The 13,858-nt window shown below is 75.2% G+C and carries 15 protein-coding genes; 4 read left to right on the plus strand and 11 right to left on the minus strand.

The genetic code is table 11. From position 1 onward, the window contains the following. Positions 1–5: 5 nt before the first annotated feature. The gene (gene tmk / locus NP064_RS15720; protein ID WP_227569913.1) at positions 6–818 is read left to right on the plus strand and encodes a dTMP kinase; all 813 of its coding nucleotides are present in this window, start codon (positions 6–8) and stop codon (positions 816–818) included. A gap of 87 nt (positions 819–905) precedes the next feature. On the opposite strand, the gene NP064_RS15725 is transcribed toward tmk, so the two are convergent. The 4 genes from NP064_RS15725 to hisC all read right to left on the minus strand — a co-directional run bounded on the left by NP064_RS15725 (position 906) and on the right by hisC (position 5,829). Continuing rightward, the gene (locus NP064_RS15725; protein ID WP_227569912.1) at positions 906–2,402 is read right to left on the minus strand and encodes a dihydrolipoamide acetyltransferase family protein; all 1,497 of its coding nucleotides are present in this window, start codon (positions 2,400–2,402) and stop codon (positions 906–908) included. 24 nt (positions 2,403–2,426) lie between these two features. Further along, positions 2,427–3,440 (minus strand): alpha-ketoacid dehydrogenase subunit beta, encoded by a 1,014-nt coding sequence (locus NP064_RS15730; protein ID WP_227569911.1) that lies wholly within the window; start codon positions 3,438–3,440, stop codon positions 2,427–2,429. Then, a complete protein-coding gene (gene pdhA, locus NP064_RS15735; protein WP_227569910.1) occupies positions 3,437–4,567 on the minus strand; it encodes a pyruvate dehydrogenase (acetyl-transferring) E1 component subunit alpha in 1,131 nt (376 codons plus the stop codon). The genes NP064_RS15730 and pdhA overlap by 4 nt, the downstream gene beginning before the upstream one ends. A 197-nt stretch (positions 4,568–4,764) precedes the next feature. After that, positions 4,765–5,829 (minus strand): histidinol-phosphate transaminase, encoded by a 1,065-nt coding sequence (gene hisC / locus NP064_RS15740; protein WP_227569909.1) that lies wholly within the window; start codon positions 5,827–5,829, stop codon positions 4,765–4,767. A 64-nt stretch (positions 5,830–5,893) separates the two neighbouring features. Between hisC and NP064_RS15745 the strand changes: the two genes are divergently transcribed. Continuing rightward, a complete protein-coding gene (locus tag NP064_RS15745; protein ID WP_227569908.1) occupies positions 5,894–6,271 on the plus strand; it encodes a phage holin family protein in 378 nt (125 codons plus the stop codon). Positions 6,272–6,327: 56 nt separating this feature from the next. Further along, positions 6,328–6,549, plus strand: a complete 222-nt coding sequence (locus NP064_RS15750; protein ID WP_227569907.1) for a hypothetical protein — start codon at positions 6,328–6,330, stop codon at positions 6,547–6,549. A gap of 54 nt (positions 6,550–6,603) precedes the next feature. Here NP064_RS15750 and NP064_RS15755 read toward each other — a convergent pair whose 3' ends face one another. Further along, on the minus strand, positions 6,604–8,103 hold the full coding sequence (locus NP064_RS15755; RefSeq protein WP_227569906.1) for a hypothetical protein: 1,500 nt from the start codon (positions 8,101–8,103) through the stop codon (positions 6,604–6,606). 16 nt (positions 8,104–8,119) lie between these two features. Next, positions 8,120–8,428: a hypothetical protein gene (locus tag NP064_RS15760; RefSeq protein WP_227569905.1), complete on the minus strand. Its 309-nt coding sequence runs from the start codon at positions 8,426–8,428 to the stop codon at positions 8,120–8,122. A gap of 109 nt (positions 8,429–8,537) precedes the next feature. Here NP064_RS15760 and NP064_RS15765 point away from each other — a divergent pair, with 109 nt between their 5' ends. Further along, positions 8,538–9,515, plus strand: a complete 978-nt coding sequence (locus NP064_RS15765) for an EamA family transporter (protein WP_227569904.1) — start codon at positions 8,538–8,540, stop codon at positions 9,513–9,515. Here the strand turns inward: NP064_RS15765 and NP064_RS15770 are convergent. Genes NP064_RS15770 through NP064_RS15790 form a run of 5 tightly spaced genes read right to left on the minus strand, consistent with a single transcriptional unit; the run spans position 9,487 to position 13,844 of the window. Beyond that, positions 9,487–10,062 carry a hypothetical protein gene (locus NP064_RS15770; protein WP_227569903.1) on the minus strand — a complete coding sequence of 192 codons (576 nt, stop codon included), beginning with the start codon at positions 10,060–10,062 and terminating at the stop codon, positions 9,487–9,489. The two genes, NP064_RS15765 and NP064_RS15770, sit on opposite strands and share 29 nt — an antisense overlap. Next, positions 10,059–11,420, minus strand: coding sequence for a DUF58 domain-containing protein (locus NP064_RS15775; protein WP_227569902.1), 1,362 nt, complete (start codon positions 11,418–11,420; stop codon positions 10,059–10,061). Before NP064_RS15775 ends, NP064_RS15770 begins: the two co-directional genes overlap by 4 nt. Beyond that, positions 11,417–12,445: an AAA family ATPase gene (locus NP064_RS15780; RefSeq protein ID WP_227569901.1), complete on the minus strand. Its 1,029-nt coding sequence runs from the start codon at positions 12,443–12,445 to the stop codon at positions 11,417–11,419. The genes NP064_RS15775 and NP064_RS15780 overlap by 4 nt, the downstream gene beginning before the upstream one ends. Beyond that, on the minus strand, positions 12,442–13,038 hold the full coding sequence (locus tag NP064_RS15785; protein WP_227569900.1) for a hypothetical protein: 597 nt from the start codon (positions 13,036–13,038) through the stop codon (positions 12,442–12,444). The genes NP064_RS15780 and NP064_RS15785 overlap by 4 nt, the downstream gene beginning before the upstream one ends. Beyond that, positions 13,035–13,844 (minus strand): DUF4129 domain-containing protein, encoded by an 810-nt coding sequence (locus tag NP064_RS15790; RefSeq protein WP_227569899.1) that lies wholly within the window; start codon positions 13,842–13,844, stop codon positions 13,035–13,037. The genes NP064_RS15785 and NP064_RS15790 overlap by 4 nt, the downstream gene beginning before the upstream one ends. Positions 13,845–13,858 lie beyond the last annotated feature (14 nt).

Raw genomic sequence — 13,858 nt, forward strand, 5'->3', positions numbered from 1 at the left:
AGCGCATGAGCACCGAGCAGACGACGACCCGCGGCCTGCTGGTCGCGGTGTGCGGCATCGACGCGAGCGGGAAGACCACGCAGGCGGCGCGGATCGCCGAGCACCTGCGTGACACCCGCCCCGTCCACGTCGCGCGACAGCCCACCGACCTGTACCGCGGGGACGACCTGGTGCGGTCCGTCGCGAGCTTGGACTGCCGCACCCCCGAGGCATTGCGGGAGCTGGCGCTGCTCGCGGCGTTCGACCTCGCGCGCCACGCCCGCACCACCATCCGCCCGCGGCTGGCACGCGGGGAGACGGTCATCGCCGACCAGTACGCCTTCCCCACCTACGCGTTCTTCCAGGCGTCCGGCCTCACCGAGATGGACTGGCTCGTGGAGCTCAACCGGTACGCCCCTGTCCCCGACGTCACGATCTGCCTGGACGTCCCGGCCGAGACCGCTGCCAGCCGGTTGGTGCTGCGGGGAGGGTCGCTGCGCCAGAAGCAGGACATCGACCTGCGCCGGCTGATCGACTCCCGGCAGACGTACCTGGAGCAGCCGTGGGGACGGCGCACGACGTACCACGTGGTCGATGGCGCCCGCCCGATCGACGACGTCGCCCACGACGTGCTGGCCCTCGTGGACTCCGCCGCGCAGGACCTGCTCGACGGCCCGTCGGGAGAGGTCCTGGCGAGCGACCCGGCCGAGTCCCCGCAGGACCCGGTGGCGGCTCCCGAGAGCACGCCGCCAGCCGCGGACGAGCAGTCGCCCTCCACCGACGAAAACCCGTCCAAGCCGCCCCGCACGCCCGAGCAGGGCACCAGCGTCCTCGTCTGACCGCGGTCCGTCAGGTGGGCGAGCACATCGCCGCCGGGCACGGCCGCGCCCTCGCCCACGACCGGCCCCGGCCACGCGCCCTCCGGGTCAGCCCCAGACGAGGCCCTGCGCGGGCTCGGCGAGCACCGCCGCGACGTCGGACAGGAACTTGGCGCCCAGGGCGCCGTCCACCAGGCGGTGGTCGAAGCTCAGCGCGAGCTGGGTGACGTGCCGCGGCTTGACCTTGCCCTTGTGCACCCACGGCTGCTGGCGGATGGCCCCGAAGGCCAGGATCGCCGCCTCGCCAGGGTTGAGGATCGGGGTGCCGGTGTCGATGCCGAAGACGCCGACGTTGGTGATCGTGATCGTCCCGTCGGACATCGCCGTGGGGGTCGTGCGGCCGGCGCGCGCCGTCTCGGTGAGCTCCGAGATGCCCAGCGCCAGGTCCTTGAGGCCGAGCGTGTGAGCGTCCTTGATGTTCGGCACCACCAGGCCGCGTGGGGTGGCGGCGGCGATGCCCAGGTTCACGTAGTGCTTGTAGACGATCTCCTGGGTGGCGTCGTCCCAGCTCGCGTTGATCTCGGGGTGGCGACGCACTGCCGTGAGCAGCGCCTTCGCGGCGATCAGCAGCGGGGTGACCCGCACGTCCGCGAACTCCCGGTCCTCGCGGAGCCGGGCCACCAGCCTCATGGTCTTGGTGATGTCGAGCGTGTGGAACACCGTGACGTGCGGCGCGGTGAACGCGCTCGCGACCATCGCCTCCGCGGTCCGCTTGCGCACCGACTTCACTGGCACACGCGTCTGCCGGCCACCGTCGCTGACCATCCCCTGGGCGAGCCAGGGCGCGTCGTCCCCCGGGTAGGTGGCGAGCGAGCGCGCCGACGCCTCGGCCGCGCGGGCGAGCACGTCCTCGCGGGTGACGATGCCCCCCGGACCCGTGGGGGTCACGGAGGCGAGGTCGACGTCGAGGTCGCGGGCCAGCTTGCGGACCGGCGGCTTGGCCAGCACGTGCGGGCGGACCGGCTGCGTCGGCGCCGGCCGCTTCGGCGTGGGCGGCGCCGACGCCGGCTGGGGAGGCGCCGGCGTGCTCGTCGACGGCTGGGTCGGCGCCGGCGTGCTCGTCGACGGCTGGGTCGGCGCGGACGGAGCGGGCGCCGGGGGCGCGGCCTCGGCCGGCGCGGGCGTCGGAGCCTGGCGGACCGGAGCCCCGGCAGGCGCGACACGGGCCCGTCGCGCCGAGCCGGTCCCGCTCACGCCGTAGCCGACCAGCACCGCCTCACGGGCCTCCCCCTCGACGCCCCCGGGGCCGCTGTCGCCGGGGGCCGCGGCCACCAGGGCGGGCTCAGGCGCCGCGCCACCAGGGTCGGTGTCGACCTCGATGATGGGCGTCCCCACGTCGACCGTCGTGCCGACCGGGACCAGGATGCGCGTCACCACGCCGGCGAACGGGCTCGGCAGGTCGACGAGCGACTTGGCCGTCTCGATCTCCACGATCGTCTGGTTCACCTCGACGGCGTCCCCGACGTTGACGTGCCACGCCACGATCTCGGCCTCGGTCAGGCCCTCGCCCGCGTCGGGCAGGTTGAACTGCTGGAAGGTCGGCACCGTGATCTCCTCACACGCCAGGGTTCAGAACGTCAGCGTGCGGTCGACGGCGTCGAGCACACGGTCGAGACCGGGCAGGTAGTCCTCTTCGATCTTCGAGACCGGGTACGGGGTGTGGAACCCGCCGACCCGCAGCACCGGCGCCTCCAGCTGGTAGAAGCACTCCTCGGTGACCCGCGCGGCGACCTCGGCGCCTGTGCCGTAGACGGTCGGGGCCTCGTGCACCACCACGCAGCGGCCCGTGCAGCGCACGGAGGCGACGACGGTCTCGACGTCGAGCGGGGAGATGGTGCGCAGGTCGACGACCTCGATGCTGGTCCCCTCGGCAGCGGCGGCCTCGGCGGCCTTGAGCGCCGTGGCCACGGTCGGCCCGTACGCCACGACCGTGACGTCCGTCCCGGCGCGGAGCACCTGGGCGCGGTCGAGGCCGGTGGGCGCCTCGGTGTGCGGCGCGGCGACCGGGCCCAGGTCCACGTCGCCCTTGTCCCAGTACCGGCCCTTGGGCTCGAAGAACAGCACCGGGTCGGGCGAGGCGATGGCCTGCTGGATCATCGCGAAGGCGTCCGCGGGGTTCGACGGGCTGACGACACGCAGGCCCGGGGTGTGCGCGAACAGCGCCTCGGGCGACTCGCTGTGGTGCTCGATGGCGCCGATCCCGCCGCCGTACGGCACGCGGATGACCACGGGCAGCGACAGCCGGCCGCTCGAGCGGTAGTGCATCTTGGCGAGCTGGGTGGTGATCTGGTCGAACGCCGGGAAGATGAAGCCGTCGAACTGGATCTCGCACACCGGCCGGTAACCGCGCAGGGCCAGGCCGATGGCGGTGCCGAGGATGCCTGACTCGGCGAGCGGGGTGTCGACCACCCGGTGCCCTCCGAAGTCCTTGTGCAGCCCGTCGGTGACCCGGAAGACGCCTCCCAGGGCGCCGATGTCCTCGCCCATGAGCAGCACCTTGGGGTCCTGCTCGAGCGCGCGGCGGAGCCCCAGGTTGATCGCCTTCGCGAGGGTCACGCGCTGGATGTCGGGGGTGGCGCTCATCGGGCGCCCCCCGCCGGGAGGAACGAGCCCTCGTAGGCCTCGAACCACGCCCGCTCGGCCTCGACCACCGCGTTCGGGCTGGCGTAGACGTGCTCGAACATCGACCCCGGCTCCGGGGCCTCCCAGCCGCGGACCGTGGTGCGGAGCCGCTCGCCGAGCAGCGCCGCCTCGGCGTCGAGCTCGGCGGTGAACGCGGCGGGCAGCTCGCCGATCGCCTCGAGGTGCAGCCTCAGCCGGTCGATCGGGTCGCGCTGCGACCAGTAGTCCTCCTCGGCCGCGGACCGGTAGCGGGTGGGGTCGTCCGACGTGGTGTGGGCGCCCATCCGGTAGGTGAACGCCTCGATGAACGTCGGGCCACCGCCGCTGCGCGCCCGCTCGAGCGCCTCCGCCGTGACGGCGTGGCAGGCCAGCACGTCGTTGCCGTCGACGCGCACGCTCGGTATGCCGAAGCCAGGCGCGCGGTCCGCGATCGGCACGCGGGACTGGCGGGTGGTCGGCTCGGAGATCGCCCACTGGTTGTTCTGGCAGAAGAACACCACGGGCGCGTTGTTGACCGATGCGAAGACGAGCGCCTCGCTGACGTCCCCCTGGGACGTGGCGCCGTCGCCGAAGTAGGTCACCACGGCGGTGTCCCGCGTCGGGTCGCCCGTGCCGACGTCGCCGTCGCGCTGCACGCCCATCGCGTAGCCAGTGGCGTGCAACGTGTGCGAGCCGATCACCAGCGTGTACAGGTGGAAGTTGTGGGCGGCCGTGTCCCAGCCCCCGTGGTCGATGCCACGGAACAGGCGCAGCAGGTCAGCCAGGTCGAGCCCGCGGGTGTGGGCGACGCCGTGCTCCCGGTAGGACGGGAAGACGTAGTCCTGCGGGAGCAGCGCGCGGCCGGACCCGATCTGCGCGGCCTCCTGGCCGAGGCTCTGGGCCCAGAGGCCCAGCTCGCCCTGCCGCTGCAGCGCCGTGGCCTCGGTGTCGAACCGGCGCACGATCACCATGTCCCGGTACAGCCCTCGGAGCGCCTCCGCGTCGAGGTGCGCGACGCGGTACGAGTAGTCGGGGTGCTCGACCCGCTGGCCCCCGGGGGTCAACAGCTGGACGAGCCCATCGTCGGTGAGTGGACCTGTCGTGCTCACGCGGGGTCTCCTTCGCGTGCCGGCGGCAATGGCGAAAAACGGATCGAATCGAACCTACGTGAGCGTAGGCTACGCAACCGTAGGTAGTCCCGGACATGCAGGACAACCCTTGCCGCACGCCTTTGTCGAGATCCCACAGGACCGTGATCACCATGCGGCCGGGAGCGCTCGCCCGCAACCGTCGCCAGACCCGGCGGTCAGCGCGTGAAGGCCTGCGCGACCTCCAGGAGCAGGTCCGTCGCCTCCCGCTCGCCGACGCTCACCCGCACCCCGTCGCCCGCGAACGGGCGCACCAGCACCCCGGCGCGAGCGGACTGCTCCGCGAACGCCACGGCGCGGTCGCCCAGGGGAAGCCAGACGAAGTTGCCCTCGCTCTCGGGGACCCGCCACCCCTGCCCGCGCAGCCCCGCCAGCATCCGCGAGCGCTCGTCGACCACGGCCTGCACCCGGATCATCAGCTCGTCCGCGGCGCGCAGGGAGGCGAGCGCCGCGAGCTGGGCGAGGTGCGAGACCCCGAACGGCGTCGACACCGCCCGGATCCCCGCGGCGAGCCGGGGCCGGGCCACCGCGTAGCCGACCCGCAACCCCGCCAGGCCGTACGCCTTGGAGAAGGTGCGCAGCAGCACCACGTTCGGGTGCTGCGCGAAGACGGCCAGGCCGTCGGCCGCCTGCGGGTCCCGCACGAACTCGACGTAGGCCTCGTCGAGGATCACCAGGACGTTCCTCGGCACCACGGCCAGGAGCTGCGCGAGCTCGTCCGCCCGCACCGCGGGGCCCGTCGGGTTGTTGGGGGTGCACAACAGGAGAACGCGGGTCCGGTCCGTCACCGCCGCCGCCATCGCCGGCAGGTCGAGGCGGCTGTCGGCTGTGAGCGGCACCCGGACGCCATGGGCTCCTGCGACGCCTGCCGCGATCGGGTAGGCCTCGAAGGAGCGCCAGGGGAACACGACCTCGTCGCCCGCGTCGCACACCGCCGCGAGCACGTGGGCCAGCACCGCCACCGAGCCGTTGCCCGTCACCACGCCAGCGGGGTTCACCCCCAGGTGGGCCCCGATCGCCTCGGCCAGCTCGGTCGCGTGCATGTCCGGGTAGCGGTTGACGTCCATGGCGCCGTCCGCGATGGCCGACACCACCGAGGCCAGCGGGGGGAACGGGTTCTCGTTGGACGACAGCTTGAAGGCGGCCGCCCCGACCTGGGTGCGGGCCCCGGGGACGTACGGAGGGAGCGCGGCGACGGAGGGGCGGAGGGGAACCTGGGTCACCGGCTCAGCATGCCACCGCCTGGTTCGCCCGCCGTGGCGACAGCCCGGATGGCAGGATCGGGTCATGAGCTTCGTGTTGCGGGTCATCATCAACGGCATCGCCATCTGGTTCGCGACCCTGATCCTGCCCGGCCTCGTCATCGTCGGCACGGACACGGCCTGGCAGACCGTCGGAGTGATCCTGCTGATCGGGCTGGTGTTCGGCATCGTCAACGCGATCGTCAAGCCGATCGTCAAGCTCATCTCGCTGCCGCTGTACATCCTCACGCTGGGCCTGTTCACGCTGGTGGTCAACGCCCTGATGCTGATGCTGACGGCCTGGATCACCGAGCAGTCCAGCTGGGGGCTGCGCATCGACAACTTCGGCACCGCGGTGCTGGGCGCGCTGGTCATCTCGATCGTCAGCTTCGCGCTGAGCGTGCTCGCCCCGAGCCGCCGCTGACCCGTGCGGCCTGCGGGCGCCACCACGGGGGCCGCCCGTGCCCTACCGTTCGGTGGATGACCGGCCGAGCAGAGGGATTCGAGTACGTGCGCCGCGCTGACGGCCGCGTGATCATCACCCACCACGGCACGGTGGCCGCGACTCTGCGTGGCGCCCGTGCCGCCGAGTTCCTGGCCGACGTCGAGGACGACCCGCAGCTCGCCATGGCCCGCTGGACAGGGAACTACCGGCACGGCAACGAGCGGGTGGCTCGGCAGCACCCTCGCAACCAGCGCTGAGCGACACGCCACGCCGCCGGGCGACGGGGCGGCGTGGCGTGCCGATGACGGCTGTCATCGGCTCGACGCCGGGTGGACGAGCGGCCGCAGGCTCGGCACGGGAGGCAAGCCGCCCACCGTGCTGGGAGGGCCGCCCGCCTCGGCCACCGGCTGGGATCCCTGGAACTGGGTGAGCGTCGCGACGGTCCCCTCGGGGCCGTAGACCTGCTGATCGACGGAGTCACGCCAGCCCTTCAGCGACGGGTCGCCCTGCCCCGCCGCCTCGACCCGCTCGGCGGTCCTGGCGTAGGTGGAGATGGCATGGGAGTCGATCAGGTCGCGAGAGGCGATCCTGTCCACGGGGTCCGCCGACGACTTCAGGTCCACCCTCACGGTGATGCGCCGTGCCTCGTCCGGCGAAGGCAGACCGTCGAGCGCGGGCACGATGTCGGTCGAGTGCTCGAGGTGCTTGGTGGTGACGCCAGGCGGGGTGGTCATCCCGGCCACCGGCGAGCCAGCGGTCAGCACGTGGGTGATGGTGTGGCGCCCGGAGGCCACGGCTCCCGCGGCGACGGCCATGGCCACCATGCCGCCTTGGCTGTGGCCGGCGAGCAGCACCGCCTCGCCGGGCTGCGCGCCCGCCTGGTCGAGCGCCTCGAGGACGAGGGCGCTGGGCCCGTCGGGGGCGCCTGCCATCAGGGACAGGTTGGTAGTCGCGCGCATCGGGTTGTCCCCGTCCGGCCCGGACTGCTGGGTGCCGGGGATGGCGACCGCCCAGCTCCGCGTCCCGTCGGGCTGGTCGAACCGCACGACGCTCACCACTCCGCGGCCCCCGGACGCCTCTCCCGGGTACGCCTCGCCGATCAGGCGGAGCAGCGCGGCGTCGTCCCGGGGGCGGTCGGCGCCCTGCAGCGTGCGGCCGGCGCCGAGCGCGGCGACGGTGACCGACCGCTCGCGGAGCAGCCTCGCCAAGGGCTGGGACGCGCCGCCGACGGGGTGCCGCGGCCACAGTTGGAAGCCCTTCCGCAGCGCCTGCAGGTGGCTCGCCGCCCCGTGCAGCATCAGCTCGACGCCACCGGTGCGGACGATCGACGTCGCCTCGGGCCATCGACCGGTGCGGGCCTTGCCCAGGAGGGCGACGAGCCCCACGGCCCCGACCGTGTGGACGCCGGTGATCCAGGCGACCGGTCCCGCCAGCGGGCCCTCGCCGGCCCACGACGCCTGCGCTCCCACGAGACGCCGCACGGTGCGCTCCACCGCGCTCTCGGCCTGCCGGTACCCCTCGGCCGCAGCCTGGAGCGACCTCGCGAGGGCCCGGAGCGCCTCGGCCGTCTCCCCCGGCGACCCGAGCCCGCTCAGCAAGGGCGCCAGGGTCGTCCGCGCGGTGCGCGCGGACCCCAGCGCCGCGTCCCCCGCCCAGGTGGCGCGCTCTGCGGCGGCGAGCGCCGCCGCGGCGTCATCCAGGCGGCGGGCGGCCCCCTGGAGCGTGTGGACGGCGTGGTGCAGGTCGTCGAGCCGGGCGACGGTGCCGCCCCATCCGCCGGACACCTCGATGCCCGGGCCGAGGTCCGTCATCGTGCAAGCCCTGCCCTCATGGCCGGCCGATCACACGGTCGAGCAGGGACCGCCCGGCCAGGACGCGCATGTCGGCGCACGCGGCGGCCGTCGCGCGGTCGTGCAGGACGAGCGCGGTGTGGGCCGCCGCGACGTCCCGCGCGGTGCGGGCGACGGCCTGCTGTGCCTCGTCGAGCGCGGCGCGGTACCGGGTGGCGGCGTCAGACACCCACGTGACGCCTCCCGCGGCGGTGATCGACCGCGCCGCCTCCTCGATGTGCCCCATCGCCATCGCCACCACCGGTGAGACGGCCATCGCGCCGTTGAGCGTGCTTCCCCTCGTCATGGCCCGACCGTAGGGAGGAGCCGGGGCGCCGCCAGCCTGTCGCGCGTGGAGCCCTGGAGTGCCGTGGAATGCCCTCGGGTTGGGGGTGCACGGGCACTAGCCTCGGCCCGTGCGTCGTCGCTCCGCGCCGTGGGGCGCCCTCGCAGTCCTCGCCGGCTCGTTGATGTTCGCCGTCAACGGCACCGTCGCCAAGCTCGCGATGCAGTCCGGCCTGAGCCCCGAGCGGCTCGTGCAGCTCCGATGCCTCGGCTCCGCGGTGCTCCTCGTCGCGGTGGCCCTGATCGTCTCCCCCCGGTCGCTGCGCGCCCGCGGCAAGGAGCTCGCCGTGCTGGCCCTGCTCGGCGTGGTCGGGGTCGCGCTGGTGCAGTGGTGCTACCTCGTGGCCATCTCCCGGCTGCCCGTCGGGCTCGCGCTGCTCCTCGAGTACACGGCCCCGCTGCTGGTCGCGCTGTGGGCGCGGTTCGTGCTGGGCGAGCAGGTCCGCGCCCGGGTGTGGTGGGCGCTGGCCTCGTGCCTGGCCGGCCTCGCCCTGGTCGCGCAGGTGGGTGACGGCATCGTGCTCGACGGTCTGGGCCTCGCTGCCGGGGCGGGAGCCGCCATCGCCCTGGCCGCCTACTACCTGTTGGGCGAGCGGCTGATGACGCGCCGCGAGCCACTCACCACCCACGCCTGGTCCATGGCGTTCGCCGCGCTCCTGTGGGTGGTGCTGCAGCCGCTCTGGACGTTCCCCGGCGGGCTGCTCGCCAAGCCCGCCCCACTCGCAGGGCCGCTCGCCGACGTGAGCGCCCCGATGTGGGTGCTCGTGCTGGGCATCGTGGTGCTCGGCACCGCCGTCCCCTACCTGCTGTTCCTGGTGGGCATCCGCCACCTCGGGGCGGCGCGCGCCGGGCTGCTAGGCATGACGGAGCCGGTCGCGGCCTCGGCGGTGGCCTGGGTGGTGCTGGGCGAGGCGATGACCGCGGTGCAGTTGATCGGAGGCGCGGTGGTGCTCGCCGGCATCGGGCTGGCGGAGACATCGCGGCGGCGGTCCCTCGAACCGGCCATCGGCGTCGCGAGCGTCAGTCCCGCCTCCACCACAGCACCGTAGGACGCGGCAGCGCGAGCACGACGACCACGGCGGCGAGGGCCAGCGCGGCGATCCGCCATCCGTCCCCCGGGGGCACACCGCCCTCCGCCACCACGGCGGCCACCACGGCCAGCGCCTGGGCGCCCACTTGCGGCGCAAGTCCCTCACGGGCGCCCGCGGCCAGCACCGCCAGCTCGACCCGCGTCCGCGCCCGGGTGCGCGCCGCGACGGCGCCGAGCCACACGACAAGGTGCGCCAGCAGCACGAGCAGCATCGTGGACCCCAGCGGTGGCGGCCCCCCGAGCAGCACCCTGGCGCCCACCACGAGCACCACGAGCCCGGACAGTCCCAGGCCCGGCGCGCAGGCCAGGGCCAGGACCAGTACGCCGAGCAGGATCGGCATCGACGCGGGCGGCTGGGGGCCCGGCCCCGACCAGGCGACGGCCAGCGCAGTCGCCGCGACAACCGCGAGCAGCAGCCGTACGGCCCAACCGGGCGCCCAGGGCCCCGTGCCGACCTCCACATCCTCGCGCTGCCGCGCGTCCGCGAGGGACCACGGCGCCCTCATGCGGGCACCCCCGCCCCCGGGCGCCGCTGACCGCGACGGGCCAGCCCTGCGAGGCCCACCGCCGGGTCGTCCCGCCACTGCACGATCTCGACGTCGAGGTCGGCCAGCTCGGCGAGCCGGTCCTCGCGGGCCAGCCGCACCAGGCGCAGCGCGAGGCGCTCACGGTCGTCGAGATGCCCCTCGCGTAGTTCGGGGAGGACGTCCACGGCGATCACCCGGTGGCCCGCCTGGCGCCACTGGCCGGCGACGCGGGAGGCCTCGTCGTCGAGGAACGTCGAGAACACCACGACGAGGGCGCCCGAGGGGATCTGCGGTGGCCGCAGCCGCTTGGGCGGCTCGCCCTCGGGCCGGGTCACGGCCAACGCGTGCCGGATGCGGTCGAGCTGGCGGCGCCCGCCGCCGGGCGGCAGGGGGCGGCGGCGTGCGCCGAGGTCGTCGAGGCCCACCCGGTCGCCCGCCCCGAGGTAGCCCTGCGCGAGCGACGCAGCCGCGTGCCGGCCCAGGTCGAGCGAGGTGGCGTCCTGCGCGCGCGGGCCCTCGGCCCCACGCCAGGTGCGGGGGTCCGGGCCGACATCGTCCCGGGAGTCGACGACGAGCAGCACGACGGCCTCGGCGAGCGCGTGCTCGCGGCGCACGTACAGCTCGCGCAGGTCGGGGGCGCGGCGGGCCGTGACCCGCCAGTCGATGCGCCGCAGGCGGTCCCCCGGCGCGAACTGGTGCACGTCGCGCAGGTCGCCACCCTCGCCGGGCCTGCGCGAGGTGTGGGCGCCGGTCAGGCCTCGCAGGCGCGGCGGCAGCGGTAGGTCGCGCAGCGCCGAGGGGCCGGGCAGCACCATCGCGGTGCGTCCCACCGGGTCTGTCGGCTCGCTGATGCTGGCCGCCCCGGGCCCGATTGCCTGCGCCTCGACGGTGGCGACCTCCTGCGGGCCGGTCCGCACGGTTCGCACCAGCAGCGGCAGGCTGCGGCGCCCGTCGACCCGCACCAGCAGCTCCGCGACGTCCCGGCCGGCGCGTCGCACGCCGAGCAGGGCCGTGTCCGCTCCCTGCGGCGCGTCCAGCAGCACCCGCGCGCGCACGGCGGCCCCGGCCACGGGAGCCTCGCCACCACCTGAGCCCGGCGGCGCCGCGTCCGCGCCGTCCTCGCCAGCGCCCGTCGGCTCCTCGCCGCTCCACGCCTCGACACGCACCGTGAGCTGTCCGGACGGCTGGCGCCACACGGTCCAGGCCGCCGCGATCAGGGGCGCAGCGCCCAGCACGGCGACGTCGGGCCGGCCGAACACGCCGCCCGCGATGAGGAGCACCGCGCTCGCCACGGCGCCCGCGCCGGCCGCCCGGCTGCGGGACCAGCCCTCGCTCACTCGACGCGCGCCTGGCGCCCGGCCGCCACCGCCACGGCCGCGTCCGACGCGGCGGCCCCGCGGACGGTGGGCGGCACCGGCGTCCCGGTCAGGACCTCGGTGACGACACGCTGCGGCGCGAGCCCCGTGGCCCAGGCCTGCGGGTTGAGGGAGAGCCGGTGCGCGAGGGTCGCGACCCCCACGGCCTTGACGTCCTCCGGCACGACGAAGTCGCGCCCGTCCAGCACCGCGAGCGCCCGCGCGACCAGCACGAGGGCCTGCGACCCTCGCGGCGAGGCCCCCACCTCGACGGCGCCGTGCGCGCGGGTGGCCGCGGCCAGGTCCACGCAGTAGCCGAGCACGTCCGGGTCCACGACGACCGCCTCGACCCCGGCCTGCATCTGGGAGAGCGTCGCTGCGTCGACCACCTGGCGGACGTCCGCGTGCTCGCGGCGGCGGGCCAGCCGGCGGCCCAGAACGTCCATCTCAGCCTCGCGATCGGGGTACCCGACCGCCAGGCGCACCATGAACCGGTCGAGCTGGGCCTCGGGCAGCGGGTACGTGCCCTCGTACTCGACCGGGTTCGACGTGGCGATCACGTGGAACGGCTCGGCGAGCCGGTGCGTCGTCCCGTCGACCGTGACCTGCCGCTCGGCCATGGCCTCCAGCAACGCGGACTGCGTCTTGGGCGCGGTGCGGTTGATCTCGTCGGCGAGCAGCAACCCGGTGAACACGGGGCCGGGCCGGAACGCGAACGTCGCCGACGACGGGTCGAACACGCTCGACCCGGTGAGGTCGGAGGGCAGCAGGTCCGGGGTGCACTGCACCCGGCGGAAGTCCAGGCCGAGCGCGGTGGCGAGGCTGCGGGCCGCGAGGGTCTTGCCCAGGCCCGGCACGTCCTCGAAGAGCACGTGGCCGCCGGCCAGGATCGCTGCGAGGGCGACCTGCAGCGGCTCGCGCATGCCGACCACCGCCGTCCCGACCTCGTCGAGCACGGCGCGGCCGCGGGCGGCGACCTCGGGGACGGAGAGCACGGTGCTGGTCATCGGACAGTTCTCCTGGGGGATCGCGGTGCGGTAGATCGCGTGTCGGCGGGCGGCGGGTCAGAAGGTCGACGGTCGGTCGATCGGTGCTCCTGGGAGCCGATGGCGGTGGTCGTCGGCAGGGTCCGGGCAGGGCCGAGCCTCTCCAGGACGTCGACGGCGTGGCGCACGTCAGCCAGCCGTGGCATCGGCAGGCTCGTGCGGGTCAGCGTGCGGTGGGCCCGCTCGCCGACGAGGTCCCGCAGCGCCGCGTCGTGCTCCGGGTCCTCGAGCCGCACCCCGTGCCGTGCCAGCCGGACGGCGGCGGTCCGGCGCAGCACGCGGTGCGCGCGCTCCCCGACGCGGCGGTCACGGGCCACCATCGCCCAGGCCAGGTCCTGCACCTCGCCCCGGGCGCCGTGCCTGCGGGGCTCGTGCTCGCGAGCGGGCCGGACGTCGGGATCGGGCTCGACGCGCTCGACCACCAGCACGACGACCGCCAGGGCGAGCCCGAGGAGGGCCGCCGACTCAGCCTCGACGCCGACCGCCCACGCCACGAGGGCGCCGGCGGCGCCGACGGCCAGCGGCCGCACGACCGCCCGCCCCACGCGCCTCACGGGAGGGCCTCCGGCCCGGGCTCCGGCGCGGGCGGCGCGTCACGGCGGGCGCGCAGGCCGTCGGCGAGCACTGCCAGGCACTCCTGGGCTCGCCGCACGTCCTGCTCGGTGACGGCCCGCTGGCTGTACCGCGCGGCCAGGTACAGGCCCAGCAGGTCGCGGGTCGCCCCGGGGTCGGCGCGGGTCGCGTCGAGGACCGCGACGGTCAGCTCGCTCGCGGTCTGGGCGGGGTCCCGCGCGACACCGCTGCCCTCGGCGGCCTGCTCGAGCGCGACCCAGGCCGCGATGACCGCGTCGGCGGGCTCGGCCTGCGCCGCGAGCGCCCGCGTCGCACGGGCGACCCCCTCGCGCAGCGCCGGCGCGCCCGCCTCGTCGGCCCCGCCCTCCACGACGAGGTCGCCCTCGGACTCGTCGGCCGTCGCGCGCTCACGCGCCCGCGCGGCGCGGAGCAGCGCGCGGATGGCGAGGACCGCCAGCACGACGACCAGGACGAGGCAGAGCGCCGCGAAGGCGATGCCGAGCCAGCCGAGCCAGGCCGGCAGGCCCCCGGCGGGCGGCATGCCCTCAGCCAGCGACTCGGGTCGCGGGGCCGGGGTGGACTCCGGGCGGTCGAGCTCGAGCTCCAGGGGCGCGGCGTCGCGCAGCCGGATGCGCCACGGCCCGGCGGCGGCCGCGGCGATCACCGAGCCGGCCACGAGCATCGACACCAGCACGGTGGGCAGCAGCCCGCGCAGCGTGAACGGCTGGTCGTGGCCCTGCTGGTCAGAGGGGGCGTCCGTGGCCGTCCCGCGCACGAGGCGGCTCACGCCGTCCCTCGGCA

The sequence above is a fragment of the Cellulomonas chengniuliangii genome (assembly GCF_024508335.1).
Lineage (GTDB): Bacteria > Actinomycetota > Actinomycetes > Actinomycetales > Cellulomonadaceae > Cellulomonas_A > Cellulomonas_A chengniuliangii.

What these genes read in the sequence shown, in the direction of transcription:
- NP064_RS15780 (WP_227569901.1), bottom strand. Translation starts at nt 12,445, where the DNA reads ATGACCAGCACCGTGCTCTCCGTCCCCGAGGTCGCCGCCCGCGGCCGC.
- NP064_RS15770 (WP_227569903.1), bottom strand. Translation starts at nt 10,062, where the DNA reads ATGAGGGCGCCGTGGTCCCTCGCGGACGCGCGGCAGCGCGAGGATGTG.
- NP064_RS15745 (WP_227569908.1), top strand. Translation starts at nt 5,894, where the DNA reads ATGAGCTTCGTGTTGCGGGTCATCATCAACGGCATCGCCATCTGGTTC.
- NP064_RS15750 (WP_227569907.1), top strand. Translation starts at nt 6,328, where the DNA reads ATGACCGGCCGAGCAGAGGGATTCGAGTACGTGCGCCGCGCTGACGGC.
- NP064_RS15760 (WP_227569905.1), bottom strand. Translation starts at nt 8,428, where the DNA reads ATGACGAGGGGAAGCACGCTCAACGGCGCGATGGCCGTCTCACCGGTG.
- NP064_RS15755 (WP_227569906.1), bottom strand. Translation starts at nt 8,103, where the DNA reads ATGACGGACCTCGGCCCGGGCATCGAGGTGTCCGGCGGATGGGGCGGC.
- NP064_RS15730 (WP_227569911.1), bottom strand. Translation starts at nt 3,440, where the DNA reads ATGAGCGCCACCCCCGACATCCAGCGCGTGACCCTCGCGAAGGCGATC.
- tmk (WP_227569913.1), top strand. Translation starts at nt 6, where the DNA reads ATGAGCACCGAGCAGACGACGACCCGCGGCCTGCTGGTCGCGGTGTGC.